Genomic DNA, 15,804 nt, shown 5'->3' on the forward strand with positions numbered 1-15,804 from the left:
GCTTTTCAACCTGGCGTGATCGTACAGCGAACACCGGATTGTGGGAGGGCTGGTTCAGGACATCGCGGTGTCAGGCGGTGTGTGGCCTTTGCCGTTAAAGCGGCAGCGCCATGTAAAACTGTGTGACCTGCCCCGGTCTGGAATAAACCCCCATTCGTCCGCCATGCAGCTGGACGATTTCCTTGCACAATGCCAACCCGAGCCCGGCGCCGCCTTTCTTGCGTCCGACCTGCACGAAGGGCTCGAAGATCCTTGCCTGCTGGCCGTAGGCAATGCCTTCGCCGTTGTCTTCCACACTGATGACCGCACGCTCGCCATGACGTCTGGCCTGCAGGCGGATCAGGCCGTTTTCCGGCGTGTGACGCAGGGCGTTGTCGAGCAGGTTATCCAGCACCCGCTCCAGCTGGGCCTGGTCGGCATGCAAGCGCGGCAGCGTTTCATGAATATCCAGCATCAGCACGATGCCCTGCTCCTGGGCCTGCTCTTCAAACCGTGCCTTGGCCTCTTCCAGCAGCGTTTCGATGGAACAAGGCGCCAGTTTGAGTTTCTGCAGGCCGTTCTGGTAGCGCGAGAAGTTGAGCAGGTCGTTGATCAGTTGCATCAGGCGCTGCATTTCTTCGGTGACCGTATTGAGCAGATCCGCTTCACGGGATTCGGGCGCGAAATGCAGCCTTTCCTGCAGCAGACCAAACGCCATGTGCATGCCCGTGACCGGCGTACGCAGCTCGTGCGAGGCGCGCAGCACGAACTCACTGCGCACGCGCTCGAAGGCGCGTTGCTCGGTAACGTCGTGCAGCACCATCACCGCGCCAAGGATATGTCCTTTGGTGTGGCTCACCGGCGTCATGCTGTAGGTCAGCAGGCGCGATTCGCTGTCGATCTCGATGGCGAGGTCTTCCGGGGCGCGTTCCAGACTGCCGCCGCGCAGAATCAGGTGCAGCTGCCCGTCCAGCTCGGGATGGCCCAAGGCTTCACCAAGCCCTTGTCCCAGTCGACTCTCGTCCCAACCAAGCTGACGCTGAGCCACGGGGTTCAGGTGTTCGAGACGGCCCTGCCGGTCGATCATCAGCAGGCCGTCATCGATGCTGTCCAGTACCGCCTGCAAGCGTTGCTGGCCGGCCAGCAGCTCATCGACATTAGTCGCCTGATGTTGACGCAACGCCTCGGCCATGATGCCGAAGCGTCGGGTCAGCAGATTCATTTCAGCCGCCGAAGAGATCGGCAGCGTGACCTCATAGTTGCCCTGCCCGATGTTATCGGCGGCCTTGGCCAGTGCTTCGATGGGCGCGCCGAAACGCCGGGCGATGCCGTGTGCCGTCACGAAACCGATGCAGAGCACAGCCAGCCCGACCAGCCCCAGAAGGCCCGCTATCCAGAGCGCGCGTTCCCGTGAGTTGATCTCGGCATTGCTGATGCTTTCCAGCGCTTGCCGATGAATCGCCAGCAGGCCGTTGCGCAATCTGTCGAAGCTGGCGCTGAGCTCGGGGTTGCCGCGTATGCCACGCGGGTCGTCGCCCAGGCGTTTCCAGTCATCGATGAACCGCTGATAGTCGTCCCGGGTCCTTTCGAATGTGCCCACGGTCGTCGGTCGGTTGTCACTGGCCGCGCTTTGATCCAACAGACTCTTGAACGCTTCCTGGGCTTTCTCCAGTTCAGCGTCGTCATGCCGCGAGCCAGTCATCAATGCCAACTGGTCGCCCAGATTTTGCCGCAGTTTCAGCCCGGTATCGAGAATGGCGAAGTTGTGCTGGATCAGCGATTCCTGAGTCCTGGCCATCTGCATGACGCTGACCAGACCCAGCAACAACCCCAGCAGAGCCACGGTGATGAGGGCCGAAATACTCAGGAACAGTCGAGTGCGCAACTTCATGGCCAGTTTCATATGCGCTCAATCACAGGTTGTATTGTTTGCGTTTTCGATACAGCGTCGAGGCATCGATACCCAATGTCTTCGCTGCTTGATCAAGTGTGTCGCTGGTCGCCAGTACGGCGCCGATGTGGGCTTTTTCCAGCTCGTCCAGGCTCAACGCCGCACCAACGCGAGGCGCGTTGTTGGCAGGCTGTTCTGCCATGCCCAGATGGCTGATTTCAACCCGCTCCTGCGGACAGATGATGCTGGCTCGTTCAATGACGTTGCGCAGTTCGCGAATGTTGCCTGGCCAACGGTAATTGAGCAGTGCCGCCCGCGCCTCTTCGCTGAAGCCGCGTGCCGGGCGCGCGTATTCCTTGACGAAGCGGGCCAGAAAACGGTCGGCCAGGGTCAGGATGTCCTCGCTGCGCTCGCGCAAGGCGGGCAGATGCAGGGTAATGACGTTCAAGCGGTAGAGCAGGTCTTCACGGAAACGGCCGCTGCGTACCATGTCTTCCAGGTTCAGGTTGGTGGCGGCAAGGATGCGCACGTCGGCACGACGAGTGACTGGGTCGCCGACGCGTTCGTATTCCTTGTCCTGAATGAATCGCAGCAACTTGGGTTGCAACGTCAACGGAAAATCGCCGATCTCGTCAAGAAACAGCGTACCGCCATCCGCCTGGTTAACGCGGCCAAGCGTGCTTTCACTGGCGCCGGTAAAGGCCCCGCGGCTGTGACCGAACAATTCGCTCTCCATCAGCTCGGCAGTGAGCGACGGGCAGTTGATGGTCACGCAGGACTTCTTGGCTCGCTTGCTCCAGCCGTGAATCGCGCGTGCCAGTTCACCCTTACCGGTACCTGATTCGCCCAGGATCAGAATGTTGGCGTCGGTCACGGCCACCTGACGGGCTGTTTCCAGAATCGCCATCATCGAAGGGCTGTGGGAATCCAGGCCGTCCTTGGGTTTGCGAATCTCCCCTTCCAGCGCTTCCAGCCGGGCCGATAACTGCCGGACCTCCAACTGTTTGGCGGTCGCCAGTCGTAACTGGTCAGGACTGCAGGGTTTGACCAGGTAATCGGCTGCACCGGCCTGAATGGCATCGACCGCTGTGTCCACCGCCGAATGGGCAGTCACAATGACCACGCGCATCCACGGAGCCTGAACCCGCATCTGTGCCAGCACGTCCAGGCCATTGTCTTCGCCCAGGCGCAAATCGAGAAAGCACAGGTCGAATACCTGGCGTTGCATCAACGTGTCCGCCTGCGCTGCGCTGTTGGCAGTGGCGACACTGTAGCCTTCGTCTTCCAGACAGTACCGGAAAGTGCGGAGGATGGCGGACTCATCGTCCACAAGCAGAATACGGCCCTGATTCTCAGTGGCTGCTTCCATTTTTCCTACGCTCCTTAGTGAATTGTCTTGGTTAGTCTCGGAATCATCGGGCAAGTTGCATGGTCAATTCTGATTGATTCTGCCGCATGCATGCTAGCGGTCTGTTCATTTAATGGCGAACAGGCTGATTAATCCGTGTTTATGTCGCTAAAACCGTCTGTTCAAAGACCAAACGCCAACCTCAGAAGGAGAACGCCATGCACTCACTGAAAAAGATCGCGTTGATTACGGCGACCGCTGCGGTTCTGGGCAGCGGCCCATTGCTCGCGCAGGCTCAAGGCGACCTGCCCACCCAGTTGGCTGAAGCGCGCCAGGAAGGTTCGATCTGGACCGCTTTTGCGTTGAACAAACACCTGAGCCCTTTCAAGATCGATGTGGATGTGGCGCAAGGCACTGCGACGCTCAAGGGCAAGGTCGAGAATGAAGTCGACCGCGAACTGGCCGAGCGTATTGCGCTGGACATCAAAGGTATCGACAAGGTTGATAACCAGCTGGAAATCGACGCAGCCGTTGCCAGTGAGCCCGGCACCAAAGCCAACATGGCTCAGCGCTTCGAAGACGCCACACTGGTGGCAACCGTGAAGTCCAAGCTGCTGTGGAGCAGCGTGACCGAGGCCTTGAACATCGACGTGGACAGCAAGGATGGTGTGGTCACGCTCAAGGGGCGCGCGCAGAGCCCGGAAGCCAAGGAGCTTGCAGGCAGCCTCGCCAGCAATACGGATGGCGTGGTCAGCGTCAATAACCTCATCAGTCTGAGTGCGGCGGATTCCATTGCAGCCAAGACCCAGCCCCAGAACCTCAACCCTGTCGAGCAACTGAGCGATGCCTGGGTCACCAGCAAGGTGAAATCCAGCCTCATCTACAGCCGCAACCTCGACGGCCTGAACATCAAGGTCGATACCAAGGACGGTCTGGTAACGCTCAACGGCGTGGTTGCCAACTTCGCCGAAAAGGAACTCGCGGTTGAGATTGCACGCAACATTCGAGGCGTGAAAGGCGTAAACGCCGATGCCTTGAAAGTCATGGCGCGTAGCGCAGGTTGATAATCAGCGGCGCAGCAGTCGCTGCGCTTCGTGCAGAACGCACGATTGCGAAGGTGCAATCGTGCAGCTTGCTCGCAGACCCTCTTTCGATAATCTTTTAAGTTGTTGATTCTATTGAATTTATTTTGATTCAAAAAACTGGCATGCAGTCTGCAATATCCCTTTCAACGAAGGTCGGCACATCGACCCATACGATTGATCGAATGCCCAAGGGCGGAGGGAGTTTGCGGATGAACAGCCAGCGTATCGCACAGTTGCGTATATCCCCTCTGCACGTACAGCAAGGCCTGTTTCTGCTTCTTGCTCTGCTCGTCACCCTCATTGCCATTCAGCAGTTCCAGCGTTGGTCTCAGGCCAACGAAGCGACTGAGACCAGACAGCAAATCATTCACAGCAGTGTTTCTTACCGGAGCGTCAGTGCTCCGGCCGCTCAGGACGCTGCGCTGAGCCTGCGCCCTGTAGAGGGTGTGATCTCTTCGAATGACGTAGCGCCACAGCAAAAATGGGTCTTCTGACCCGACCTGAAATGACTGCACCCATTACATTCAAACAGCTGTAAAAAAGGAGTATCACCATGTTGAGTTGGGCTATCACGTTTCTGATCATCGCCATTGTCGCCGCAGTACTTGGCTTCGGTGGTATCGCCGGCACCGCTACAGGCATCGCCAAGATCCTGTTCGTCGTCTTCCTGGTGATGTTCGTAGTTTCGTTCTTCTTCGGTCGTCGCGGTCGAGGCTAACGATGCATACGTCGCTCCGTACGCTGGCTGCCGCCCTGTTGATGGGCGGTAGTGCTGTGGTGATGGCCGCCAATGACGGTCAGGCGCGTGTAAACGAGTTGCTGTCTTCAGCACCCGAATACCGCCAGACCTGGGCGAAGGTTGTGAAGAAGGAAGAACGGCTGCCCGACTGGGTGATCAATCTTTCTGGCACTTCCGAGCAGATGACGGCAGTGACCGAGGATGGTGATCCGTATCTGGTGGGTCCGCTCTGCGAGACCGCCGATACGTGCAAGAGCAAGCGCCTGATCGTGGCTTTCAGTCTCGATAAGGAAGATGCGTACGCAATGTTGGTCGAGGTGCCCGCCGGTCTGCCAGCGGACAAGTCGCCAACGCGTCATGCCACCTACCGGTATCTGGGCAAGCCTGACGAGGGCATGCAGCAACTGCTCAATGAGCAATTGCGCAAGGATCCAAACTGGTATTGATCCAGAGGGGAAGAGCTTGATGGCTCTTCCTTATTGCGCGACCTGAGGAAGGTACGCGCATGACCAGGGGGCCGGGTTGTGTTGATTGAGATAATCGGCGCGACCTAGGGGTACAGGGAGTACCTCCTTTCAGGGCCGGGTCAGGCAAGCGGCCGCACAGTGGAAGGTTCCATGCATCGATTTCTTCGAGCGGGAGCTGCTTCACTCGTGCGGCGCTTTACGTATTTCCGGTTTAGTTCAATCCTGGACAACCGTATATCTGTTAAATCTGTAACAACATCGTTCCAGCCCCGCAAAACGCCCTTCCCGATGGTTCGACCCTCTTTACAACGTAGGCGACGTTTTAGCCACCTTTGCGCCGAATAGCGGCATCCACCATGTCGTAAATCAATCCTTTTTGTCGTTTTTGTATGCCGATTTCGCATGAGGTAGTCGTTTACGGCATTAGACGTGGCTCCATGTCGTGGGAATAGTTGCGACTTTTTTCGCCTGCTACAGAGCCGGGATGCTCGACTGCGGTGACCTTCTGTGGACAGTCCAAAGGTATCCGCCCCTTGAAAAGGCTGAGGAAAAAGCCCTTTTCAGCGTGTCGGTTTTGGAGTTGCCCAAGCCACTTTCAACAAGGGTAATAATATGAAGAAGGCAAAGCTGAGTCTGGCCTGGCAGATCCTGATCGGTCTGGCGCTGGGTATCGCTGTTGGCGCACTGCTCAATCACTTCAGCGCCGAGAAGGCCTGGTGGATCACCAATATCCTGCAGCCAGCGGGCGATATCTTCATTCGCCTGATCAAGATGATCGTCATCCCTATCGTCGTCGCCTCGCTCGTCGTGGGCATTGCAGGCGTAGGCGATGCCAAGAAGCTGGGACGTATCGGCCTCAAGACCATTATTTATTTCGAGGTGGTCACAACCATCGCGATTCTGGTGGGCCTGGTCCTGGCCAACGTCTTCCACCCCGGCACCGGCATCGACATGAGTACGCTGGGCACGGTCGATATCTCCAAATATCAGCAGACCACCGCCGAGGTTCAGCACGATCACGCGTTCATCGCGACGATCCTCAATCTGATTCCATCCAACATTTTTGCTGCCATGGCGCGTGGCGAAATGCTGCCGATTATTTTCTTCTCGGTACTGTTCGGTCTGGGTCTTTCCAGCCTGCAGGCTGATGTGCGTGATCCACTGGTCAAGATGTTCCAGGGCGTGTCGGAAACCATGTTCAAGGTCACCCACATGATCATGAACTACGCGCCGGTCGGCGTTTTCGCACTGATCGCTGTGACCGTCGCCAACTTCGGTTTTGCGTCGCTGCTGCCGCTGGCCAAACTGGTGATTCTGGTTTACGTGGCCATCGCCTTCTTCGCCTTCGTGGTACTGGGTCTGATCGCCCGCGCCTTCGGCTTCTCGGTCATCAAGCTGATGCGCATCTTCAAGGATGAGTTGATCCTGGCCTACTCCACTGCCAGCTCCGAGACCGTATTGCCACGTGTCATCCAGAAGATGGAAGCCTACGGCGCGCCAAAAGCGATCTGCAGCTTCGTGGTGCCGACTGGCTACTCCTTCAACCTCGACGGCTCGACGCTGTATCAGAGCATCGCGGCAATCTTCATTGCGCAGCTTTACGGCATCGACCTTTCGATTGGTGCGCAACTGATGCTGGTCCTGACCCTGATGGTGACGTCCAAGGGGATTGCCGGCGTGCCAGGCGTGTCCTTCGTGGTGCTGCTTGCCACGCTGGGCAGCGCAGGCATTCCGCTGGAAGGCCTGGCGTTCATCGCCGGTGTCGACCGCATCATGGACATGGCGCGCACCGCTCTGAACGTGATCGGCAACGCCCTGGCCGTGCTGGTCATCTCGCGCTGGGAAGGCATGTACGACGACGCCAAGGGGCAGGCCTACTGGAATTCCCTGCCGCACTGGCGCAGCAAGGAACCGGTCCCGCTGGGCAACCCTGCTGTCGAGTGATTGCTGAGCCGCACAACACAAAACCCCGGATTTCCGGGGTTTTGTGTTTCTACCGATGTTTGATGGTCGTTCCCATGCGTTGCGTGGTAACGCCGCCCGGAAGGCCCCGTGTCCGCGCGTGAATGTGACGCGCAGCGCGATGGATACAACCTCCGATTTCCCTCCGGTCCACCCCGCCGTTATCATCCCCCGCATCTTGTGAGGGACTTATTCAATGCTCAATGGCCTGTGGCTCGGTTTTTTTGTCGTGGCGGCGATTTCCGCGATGGCGCAGTGGCTGGTTGGCGGCAATGCAGGCATCTTTGCGGCGATGGTCGAAAGCATCTTTGCCATGGCCAAGCTGTCGGTGGAGGTCATGGTGCTGTTGTTCGGCACCCTCACCCTCTGGCTGGGCTTTCTGCGCATTGCCGAGAAGGCCGGGATCGTTGACTGGCTGGCAAAAGTGCTCGGGCCTTTGTTTCTGCGGCTGATGCCGGAAGTGCCGCCCGGCCATCCTGCGCTGGGTCTGATTACCCTCAATTTCGCTGCCAATGCGCTCGGGCTGGATAACGCCGCCACGCCCATCGGCCTCAAGGCCATGCGTTCCTTGCAGGAGCTCAACCCCAGCAAGGACACCGCCAGCAACGCGCAGATTCTGTTTCTGGTATTGAACGCCTCGTCCCTGACCCTGCTGCCGGTGACGATCTTCATGTACCGCGCCCAGCAAGGGGCTGCCGACCCTACGCTGGTGTTCCTGCCGATCCTGCTGGCCACCAGCGCCTCCACGTTTGTTGGTCTGCTGTCGGTTGCCTTCATGCAGCGCCTGCGTCTGTGGGATCCGGTGGTGCTGGCCTATCTGATTCCCGGTGCGCTGTTGCTCGGTGGTTTCATGGCCTTCCTGGCGACACTGTCGGCCACTGCGCTGGCAGGTCTTTCATCCATTTTGGGTAATCTCACGCTGTTTGGCCTGATTATGATGTTTCTGATCATCGGCTCGTTGCGCAAGGTGCAGGTGTATGAGGCCTTTGTCGAAGGCGCGAAGGAAGGCTTCGACGTCGCCAAAAGCCTGCTTCCATATTTGGTGGCAATGCTTTGCGCCGTCGGCGTGTTGCGTGCCTCAGGTGCGCTGGACTTCGGTCTGGAAGGCATCAGACACATGGTCGAGTGGCTGGGCTGGGACACCCGCTTCGTCGATGCGCTGCCGACGGCGATGGTCAAACCCTTCTCCGGCAGTGCCGCGCGGGCCTTGCTGATCGAGACCATGCAGACCCAGGGTGTGGACAGTTTCGCCGCGCTCGCCGCTGCGACGATTCAGGGCAGTACCGAAACCACGTTCTACGTGCTGGCGGTGTACTTCGGCGCGGTCGGCATTCAGCGCGCCCGTCATGCCGTGGGTTGTGCGCTGTTCGCCGAGTTCGCAGGTGTGGTGGCGGCCATCTTCGTCTGCTACTGGTTCTTCGGCGCCACCGCCACCTGACGGATTATCGAGCGGGCGTCTCTGGCGCCGCTTCAGTCGCTGGCGCCTCCTGTTCCGGCTGAGCGGGTTCCGACTTTTCAGGTGTCGATTCCGGTGCGGCCTCTTCGCCCGTATCGCCACCCGGCTTGAGTTTGATGATCCTGCCTGTCGGACGTTTGACGGCAGGCTCGTCGGCTTCGGTTACGTTGAACCGCAGCACACCGATCATCTGGCCGTCTTCTGTGAGCACCCTCACCTGCCAGCGCCCGACCACGTCCTGCGGGAAGTTCTGCTTGTGGGTCCAGGCGCGGTAGCCCTCCTTGCGTCCGCCATGGATGTCCAGGGCGATCCGGTCCATCTCTTTACCGTTATGTCGCCACACGTGATAAATGCGCTCCTCAAGACCCCGTGGCGCGTTGATCGCGGTGTACGCATACAGGCCGCCGCTGCGCAGTTGACTGGCGCTGATCTGGCGGATGCTGTCACCGGGCGTGCGGTTTTTGTTATCGAAGTCAGGACTGACGGCCACTTCGGTCAGCCACAGGGTCGCAGGCGGTACCCAGGAGCGCAGCAGCCAGCCAGCGCCGCCCGCCACAACGATCATCGTGATAACCATCAACGCATTGCGCCAGTTGGTCAGCGGGAAGCTCGACGCCAGGCTTGGAAACGACAGCAGCATCGCGACGCCCAGCGCCAGTTTGTAACTCTCGGCGGTGGTCAGGTGCACGATGATGGGCAGCGCCGTGAGCAGCGCCGCGAACAGCGTCAGGGTGTGGAGGGCCATGAACAGCCAGCGGCGTGGCGCGAGCCATTTGTAGTACAGCGGATCGATGATCGAAATCAGCCCTGCGGCGCCAAGCAGGGCCGTGAACACGGCCTGACCGCTGTTCCATGTCGTGGTGATGAAAAAGAATGGCAGGACAAAGAACAGGCTTTCCTGGTGGATCATCTGCGTGCCGTAACGCAGCAGTCCCTGGGGAATCTCTCGACCGATCGCCTTGTTGAGCATCCCGACCATGGTGTTCTCGACCATCAGCCACAGCCAGCTGATCAGCATGACCACTGCAATCCAAGTGGCCAGACCTTCCTGACGATCCACCAGAATGAAACTGGCTATACCGGAGACGAAACCAAAAGCCGCAATAAGCCCCGGATAGCGTTGCATCAGGTTGAGCACGGGTGTCACAAAGCGGTTCAGGTCAGGCATCTGGGCGGTTCACTCGGTTCAAAGCGATCAAAAACCCGCGCAGCATAACAATGCAGCGCGGGTCCCTGTGGAAAGAGGTGCAGTGCACCGGTTCAGCGCTTATTTGCGCCGCGCCCGCCAGCGCCAGAGCGCCAGCAGGAGAACGATCAGGCCCAGCAATGCAGCCATCACCCAGTACAGGCCGTCGTAGCTGAGCAGCGGTTTTTCGATGCGCATATAGCCCGGTTGGGCCAACAACTGGCGCATGGCTCGATTGGCGGTTTCCAGGCTCACGGCTTTGATGCGTTTGGCAGGATCGACAAAGCGTCCGTCCTCATAATCGTTGATCGCGCCCCAGTAATAATCAGCCAGCGCGCTGTTACCCTGAACGGCCCACGCCTGACGCGCGACGGCGGCGTCCTGCAGGCGCGCAAAGGTTTCAGCCTGCATGCCTTCCTTCTGCAGCCGCTCGACCAGCGCACGCATTTCCCGCTCGGCTTCATCGGCGTCTTCGCGTTCGACGTCGGCATTCAGACTGAGAAAACCAACGTCGCCGAACACTTCGCGCTCTGCCGAAGGGCCGTAGGACAGGCCGTGCTTGAGGCGCAGTTCGGTGTAGAGCGACCAGTCCAGGTAGGCCTTGACCAGATCCCAGGTCTCATCGTGCTGATCGTCGAGTTCGGGTTCGGTGTAGAACAGATGCAGCCTGGCGTTATCCCCCAGTCCACCACGTTCCAGTTCGCGCCGCGGCTCGGCAGAACCGTTGCTCTCGGCCAGTGGCGGGTGATCGATAGGATCGGTCGGGGCCAGCTTGCCGTACGTACGTTCAAGGTAGGCAGGCAGTAGCTTGTCGAGATCGCCGACGACGATCAGCGTCATGTTGTTGGGCGCGTACCAGTTGGAGAAAACGTCTTCGATGTGTTCCAGCCCGATATTGTCCACTTCGGGACGTTCAGCGCATTTGAGCCCCAGCTCTGTTGCCAGTTGGCTGCTGGCTCCGCGGCTTGAACCTCGATGGTCAAGCAGGCGTTGCAAGTGGGAGAAATGCCCGCCGTCCTCACGCTCGACGATGCGTTTCACGTTGTCCAGCCGATCCTGGGTCAGTTCGGTCTTGGTCATGACGTCCAGCAAAAGGTCCAGCACCTTGCGCTGATTGCGAGCGGGCGCTTCGAGCACGAAGGTTGTGTCGGTGTTGCTGGTGAAGGCATTCCACTCGCCACCGAGCGCCTGCATGCGCTCTTCAAGACCACCTTCGCCAGTGTCGTCGATACCGCTGAACAGCAGGTGTTCCAGCAGGTGCGGCAGTTCCTTGTCCTGGCACTGAAAGTCGTCGAAGCCGATGCCTACCACCAGACGGATAGCAACGTGGCCCTTTTCGTAGCCGGGTTTCAGAAGAACTTGCAGACCATTGGGCAGCAGATAGCCCTCGACCTTGAGGCGGTCAAGGGCGAACGAAGGGAGTGTGACGAGAAACAGACATGCGAACAGCAGGCAACGCATAAAGCAGCTTTCCTTGCGGGCCGGTATGTTTAACAGACTTCGACACTCCCCTTACGTTCATAACGATTGTTCCACCGCGGTCTCGCTGGCAAGCGCGCCGGTATCGGATGTTTCCAGTACCGCGTAGGCGCTGCTGCAGAACAGTGAATTGAGGCGCTTCATGTCGGCGATCAGCTCCAGGTGCAATGAGCTGGTCTCGATGCTTTGCACGACTTTACGCTGCAAACGACTGACATGAGCATGCGCCAGGCGCCGTTCCTGCGCCCGAAAACGACGTTTTTCACGCAACAGTTGGCGAGCGCTTTCTTCGTCACCGCTGAGAAATACCGACAGCCCCAGACGCAGGTTCGACTGCAGCTGGATATGCAGGTCGGCCAGTTCTTCCAGCCCGACTTCCGAGAACGAGCGACGCTGCGAGGTCTTCTGCTGCTGGATCTTGCGCAGCATGCGCTCGATCAGACCGGCGGCCAGCTCCAGGTTGATTGTCAGCTCGATGATCTCTGCCCAGCGACGATTGTCGTGCTCGCCCAGCTCTTCACGCGGCATCTGTGCCAGATAAAGCTTGATCGCGTTGTAGAGCGCTTCCACATCATCGTTGAGACGCCGCACTTCCTGCGTGACGGCAGTCTGTGTCCCGCGCAGCACGGCCAGCATCGAGCCAAGCATGCTTTCGATCAGATCACCCATGCGCAGGGTTTCACGTACGGCATTGGCCAGCGCCAGGCTGGGTGTTGCCAGTGCCGTAAGGTCCAGATGGCGCGGTTTGGCCAGGCCGCCGACTTCGTTCTGCTGTGGCAGCAATGCGGTGCACAGGCGTGCCATCGGGCCGACGGTGGGCAGCATGATCAGGCAGCGCGCGGTGTTGTAGATCAGGTGGAAGCCAATGACCAGTTCCTGAGGGCTGAAGCCCAGCGTGTCGATCCAGGCGACCAGGGGATCAAGCACCGGAATGATCAGCAGCAGGCCCAGCAGCTTGTACAGCAGACTGCCCAGTGCAACCTGTCGACCTGCCACGTTCTGCATGCTGGTGCTCAGGAACGCCAGCAGGCCGCTGCCGATGTTGGCACCGATCACCAGACCGATGGCCACGGGCAACCCGATGATTTCTGCGCCCGCCAGGGTGGCGGTCAGCAGCACGGCCGCGAGGCTTGAGTACGAGATCAGGGCAAACATCGCACCGACCAGCGCATCCAGCAGCAGATCGCCCGTCAATGAAGCGAACAACACCTTCACGCCGGCTGCCTGAGTGATCGGGGCGGCCGCCTCGACAATCAATTGCAGCGCCAGCACGATCAGGCCCAGGCCGATACCGACGCGACCGAGTTGCCCCGCCCGGGTCTGCTTGCGCGATAGAAAGAACACCACGCCGAGGAAAATCAGCAGCGGCGACAGCCAGGATAGATCGAAGGTCAGCACCCGCGACATCAGCGCGGTACCCACATCGGCACCGAGCATGATGACCAGCGCGGGTGTCAGCGTCATCAGACCCTGGCCCACGAACGAGGTCACCAGCATTGCCGTGGCATTGCTGCTCTGCACCATGGCGGTCACAAGAATACCGGCGATGAAGGCCAGCGGGCGTTTGGACATGTTCTGGCTGAGTACGCGCCGCAATTGCGCGCCATAAACACGAAGGATGCCAGTGCGCACGATGTGCGTGCCCCAGATCAGCAGGGCTACGGCGGATAGCAAATCGAGCAGGGTCAGCATACTGATAGCCCCTGAGGTTTGCCCATACAGGCATTGGATTGAAAGGTGCAGCGTGTAGCGAGCGGGGAAGTGTTTTGTAACGCTCTACTAAGCTTTAGTCGGCCTTGGGCCTTGGCGCCAGCATCGCACAGGCTTGGTTTCATTGAAATAAAAGTGTCATAAATCACATCCTTACTGGTCGTTCATGACGATCAGGCATCCCGTACCCAGCGGCATCACTTCTTTACTGCCCGTGCCATACGCATTCTGATGTTGATGGTCTCCACCACCAGCGAAAACGCCATCGCGAAATACACATAGCCCTTGGGCATGTGCACGTCGAACGCGTCCGCGATCAGGACGGTGCCGACCAGGATCAGAAAGGACAGTGCGAGCATCTTCAACGACGGATGCCGGTTGATGAAGTCGCTGATGGTGCCGGAGCACAGCATCATGACCAGTACTGCCGTGACGATGGCCGCAATCATGACCGGGATATCGGACACCATGCCTACGGCGGTGATGACCGAGTCCAGTGAGAAAACGATGTCGAGGATGGCGATCTGAATGATCGTGTAGAAGAACTGCCCGTTGCCGCTTTTGGGCTGTGCGCCCTCTTCTTCACCTTCCAGCCCGTGATAGATCTCCTGCGAGCTTTTCCAGAGCAGAAACAGTCCGCCAAAAAACAGAATCAGATCACGCCCGGAAAAGCCTTTGCCCATCACCGAAAACAGATCGCTGGTCAGGCGCATGACCCAGGTGATGGAGAGCAACAGCAGGATCCGCGTCACCATCGCCAGCGCCAGCCCGACGATCCGGGTGCGTGGCTGCATCGCCTCGGGCATGTGCCCGACGAGGATGGAAATCATGATGATGTTGTCGATGCCCAGAACGATTTCCAGGGCAGTGAGGGTAAAAAATGCAGCCCAGATCTCGGGGTTGGTCAGCCATTCCATGGGGGTTCTCAAAATGAAAAAGCCCGCCATCAACCGTCGGGTCGATGGCGGGCCGATGACAGTCTGAGGTTATAGACTGCTGTAGAGCGGGAAAATCCCCATGGCCAGCGCTGCAACCAGAATGCACATGCACACCAGGATCGCCCACTTCAGGGTGAAACGCTGGTGGTCGCCGAACTCGATACCGGCCAGTGCCACCAGCAGGTAAGTCGAAGGCACCAGCGGGCTGAGCAGGTGAACCGGCTGGCCGACGATGGAGGCACGAGCCATTTCCACCGGGCTGATGCCGTAGTGGGCAGCGGCTTCCGACAGCACTGGCAGGACGCCGTAGTAGAACGCATCGTTGGACATGAAGAAGGTGAACGGCATGCTCACCAGCGCAGTGATGACCGCCAGGTACGGGCCCAGTGCGTCCGGGATAACAGCCAGCAGGCTTTTGGACATGGCATCGACCATGCCGGTGCCCGACAGAATGCCGGTGAAGATACCCGCAGCGAAGATCAGGCCGACCACGGCCAGGACGCTGCCGGCGTGAGCCGAAACGCGATCCTTCTGATCCTGCAGGTTCGGGTAGTTGATGATCATGGCGATACTGAACGCAATCATGAACAGCACCGGCAGCGGCAGCAGACCCATGATCAGGGCGACCATCAATACCAGCGTCAGGCCGCCGTTGAACCAGATCAGTTTCGGGCGACGGGCATCCGGGAACTGCGAAACACTGATTTCACTGTGATCGACTTCGTCGCCTTTCAGGTGCAGTTCACCCAGACGGGCGCGCTCACGTTTGCCGTAGAAGTAGGCAATCGCCAGGATCGCCACCACGCCAGCCAGCATTGCAGGAATCATCGGGACGAAAATGTCCGATGCATCCACATGCAGGGCGCTGGCCGCACGAGCGGTCGGGCCGCCCCACGGGGTCATGTTCATCACGCCACCGGCCAGAATGATCAGGCCTGCCATGATCCGCGGGCTCATGCCGACGCGGCTGTACAGCGGCAGCATGGCGGCAACGCAGATCATGTAGGTGGTTGCACCGTCACCGTCCAGCGAGACCACCAGTGCCAGCACAGCGGTACCGACCGAGATGCGCATCGGGTCGCCTTTCACCATTTTCAGGATCTTGCGCACGGCCGGGTCGAACAGGCCGGAGTCGATCATCAGCGCGAAGTACAGAATGGCGAACATCAGCATCACGCCGGTCGGCGCCAGCTTGGTAATACCGGCCAGCATCATCGGGCCGATCTGCGACGCGAAGCCGCCGAACAGGGCAAAGATGATCGGGACCAGAATCAAGGCGATCAGCGCGGTCAGACGCTTGCTCATGATCAGGTACATGAACGCAATGACCATGGCAAAGCCAAGGAAAGTCAGCATGGGAATACTCCAGACGTAATACGGCTACAGAACGATGGAAACGAACGAGTCAGCTCAGTAGGAGCGGTACGTGGAGAGGGGGCGCAAGAAGGGTACGGATCGGAAAGTCAGCAAGCATTGCAATCACCATTATTGTTGTTAATTGGGCCAGGGAACGCGTGGAGCGACACCCAGGCTGGCCGGTCTTTATGCCGGAAGTGAGGCGATG

The 15,804-nt window shown here is 59.1% G+C and carries 13 protein-coding genes; 6 read left to right on the forward strand and 7 right to left on the reverse strand.

Translation table 11 applies throughout. From position 1 onward, the window contains the following. Positions 1-94: 94 nt before the first annotated feature. Positions 95-1,882 (reverse strand): KinB sensor domain-containing domain, encoded by a 1,788-nt coding sequence (locus JTJ32_RS09705; protein ID WP_184322415.1) that lies wholly within the window; start codon positions 1,880-1,882, stop codon positions 95-97. Positions 1,883-1,892: 10 nt separating this feature from the next. Then, complete coding sequence (gene algB / locus JTJ32_RS09710; protein ID WP_025996454.1) at positions 1,893-3,239, reverse strand: sigma-54-dependent response regulator transcription factor AlgB; 1,347 nt, start codon at positions 3,237-3,239, stop codon at positions 1,893-1,895. A 197-nt stretch (positions 3,240-3,436) separates the two neighbouring features. Between algB and JTJ32_RS09715 the strand changes: the two genes are divergently transcribed. From JTJ32_RS09715 to JTJ32_RS09740, 6 genes are all read left to right on the forward strand, one after another. Beyond that, the gene (locus tag JTJ32_RS09715; RefSeq protein WP_099230925.1) at positions 3,437-4,282 is read left to right on the forward strand and encodes a BON domain-containing protein; all 846 of its coding nucleotides are present in this window, start codon (positions 3,437-3,439) and stop codon (positions 4,280-4,282) included. A 230-nt stretch (positions 4,283-4,512) separates the two neighbouring features. After that, positions 4,513-4,797: a hypothetical protein gene (locus JTJ32_RS09720; protein ID WP_099230923.1), complete on the forward strand. Its 285-nt coding sequence runs from the start codon at positions 4,513-4,515 to the stop codon at positions 4,795-4,797. 59 nt (positions 4,798-4,856) lie between these two features. Beyond that, positions 4,857-5,021 carry a DUF1328 domain-containing protein gene (locus tag JTJ32_RS09725; RefSeq protein ID WP_002555679.1) on the forward strand — a complete coding sequence of 55 codons (165 nt, stop codon included), beginning with the start codon at positions 4,857-4,859 and terminating at the stop codon, positions 5,019-5,021. Positions 5,022-5,023: 2 nt separating this feature from the next. Beyond that, positions 5,024-5,488, forward strand: a complete 465-nt coding sequence (locus JTJ32_RS09730; protein ID WP_099230921.1) for an inhibitor of vertebrate lysozyme family protein — start codon at positions 5,024-5,026, stop codon at positions 5,486-5,488. A gap of 633 nt (positions 5,489-6,121) precedes the next feature. Continuing rightward, complete coding sequence (gene gltP / locus JTJ32_RS09735; protein WP_184322413.1) at positions 6,122-7,453, forward strand: glutamate/aspartate:proton symporter GltP; 1,332 nt, start codon at positions 6,122-6,124, stop codon at positions 7,451-7,453. Positions 7,454-7,667: 214 nt separating this feature from the next. Next, positions 7,668-8,909 carry a nucleoside recognition domain-containing protein gene (locus JTJ32_RS09740; RefSeq protein WP_099230916.1) on the forward strand — a complete coding sequence of 414 codons (1,242 nt, stop codon included), beginning with the start codon at positions 7,668-7,670 and terminating at the stop codon, positions 8,907-8,909. A gap of 4 nt (positions 8,910-8,913) precedes the next feature. Here the strand turns inward: JTJ32_RS09740 and JTJ32_RS09745 are convergent, their stop codons facing one another. From JTJ32_RS09745 to JTJ32_RS09765, 5 genes are all read right to left on the reverse strand, one after another. Next, positions 8,914-10,095, reverse strand: a complete 1,182-nt coding sequence (locus JTJ32_RS09745) for a DUF5924 family protein (RefSeq protein WP_184322412.1) — start codon at positions 10,093-10,095, stop codon at positions 8,914-8,916. 99 nt (positions 10,096-10,194) lie between these two features. Beyond that, entirely contained in the window at positions 10,195-11,574 is a 1,380-nt protein-coding gene (locus JTJ32_RS09750) for a M16 family metallopeptidase (protein WP_210041897.1), read from the reverse strand. A 57-nt stretch (positions 11,575-11,631) separates the two neighbouring features. After that, the gene (locus tag JTJ32_RS09755; RefSeq protein ID WP_058430465.1) at positions 11,632-13,284 is read right to left on the reverse strand and encodes a Na/Pi cotransporter family protein; all 1,653 of its coding nucleotides are present in this window, start codon (positions 13,282-13,284) and stop codon (positions 11,632-11,634) included. Positions 13,285-13,499: 215 nt separating this feature from the next. Then, a complete protein-coding gene (locus JTJ32_RS09760) occupies positions 13,500-14,219 on the reverse strand; it encodes a TerC family protein (protein WP_210041898.1) in 720 nt (239 codons plus the stop codon). Positions 14,220-14,288: 69 nt separating this feature from the next. Continuing rightward, positions 14,289-15,596: a CitMHS family transporter gene (locus tag JTJ32_RS09765; protein ID WP_099230908.1), complete on the reverse strand. Its 1,308-nt coding sequence runs from the start codon at positions 15,594-15,596 to the stop codon at positions 14,289-14,291. Positions 15,597-15,804: the final 208 nt, after the last annotated feature.

It is taken from the genome of Pseudomonas alliivorans (assembly GCF_017826695.1).
Lineage (GTDB): Bacteria > Pseudomonadota > Gammaproteobacteria > Pseudomonadales > Pseudomonadaceae > Aquipseudomonas > Aquipseudomonas alliivorans.

What these genes read in the sequence shown, in the direction of transcription:
- JTJ32_RS09705 (WP_184322415.1), bottom strand. Translation starts at nt 1,882, where the DNA reads ATGAAACTGGCCATGAAGTTGCGCACTCGACTGTTCCTGAGTATTTCG.
- algB (WP_025996454.1), bottom strand. Translation starts at nt 3,239, where the DNA reads ATGGAAGCAGCCACTGAGAATCAGGGCCGTATTCTGCTTGTGGACGAT.
- JTJ32_RS09715 (WP_099230925.1), top strand. Translation starts at nt 3,437, where the DNA reads ATGCACTCACTGAAAAAGATCGCGTTGATTACGGCGACCGCTGCGGTT.
- JTJ32_RS09720 (WP_099230923.1), top strand. Translation starts at nt 4,513, where the DNA reads ATGAACAGCCAGCGTATCGCACAGTTGCGTATATCCCCTCTGCACGTA.
- JTJ32_RS09725 (WP_002555679.1), top strand. Translation starts at nt 4,857, where the DNA reads ATGTTGAGTTGGGCTATCACGTTTCTGATCATCGCCATTGTCGCCGCA.
- JTJ32_RS09730 (WP_099230921.1), top strand. Translation starts at nt 5,024, where the DNA reads ATGCATACGTCGCTCCGTACGCTGGCTGCCGCCCTGTTGATGGGCGGT.
- gltP (WP_184322413.1), top strand. Translation starts at nt 6,122, where the DNA reads ATGAAGAAGGCAAAGCTGAGTCTGGCCTGGCAGATCCTGATCGGTCTG.
- JTJ32_RS09740 (WP_099230916.1), top strand. Translation starts at nt 7,668, where the DNA reads ATGCTCAATGGCCTGTGGCTCGGTTTTTTTGTCGTGGCGGCGATTTCC.
- JTJ32_RS09745 (WP_184322412.1), bottom strand. Translation starts at nt 10,095, where the DNA reads ATGCCTGACCTGAACCGCTTTGTGACACCCGTGCTCAACCTGATGCAA.
- JTJ32_RS09750 (WP_210041897.1), bottom strand. Translation starts at nt 11,574, where the DNA reads ATGCGTTGCCTGCTGTTCGCATGTCTGTTTCTCGTCACACTCCCTTCG.
- JTJ32_RS09755 (WP_058430465.1), bottom strand. Translation starts at nt 13,284, where the DNA reads ATGCTGACCCTGCTCGATTTGCTATCCGCCGTAGCCCTGCTGATCTGG.
- JTJ32_RS09760 (WP_210041898.1), bottom strand. Translation starts at nt 14,219, where the DNA reads ATGGAATGGCTGACCAACCCCGAGATCTGGGCTGCATTTTTTACCCTC.
- JTJ32_RS09765 (WP_099230908.1), bottom strand. Translation starts at nt 15,596, where the DNA reads ATGCTGACTTTCCTTGGCTTTGCCATGGTCATTGCGTTCATGTACCTG.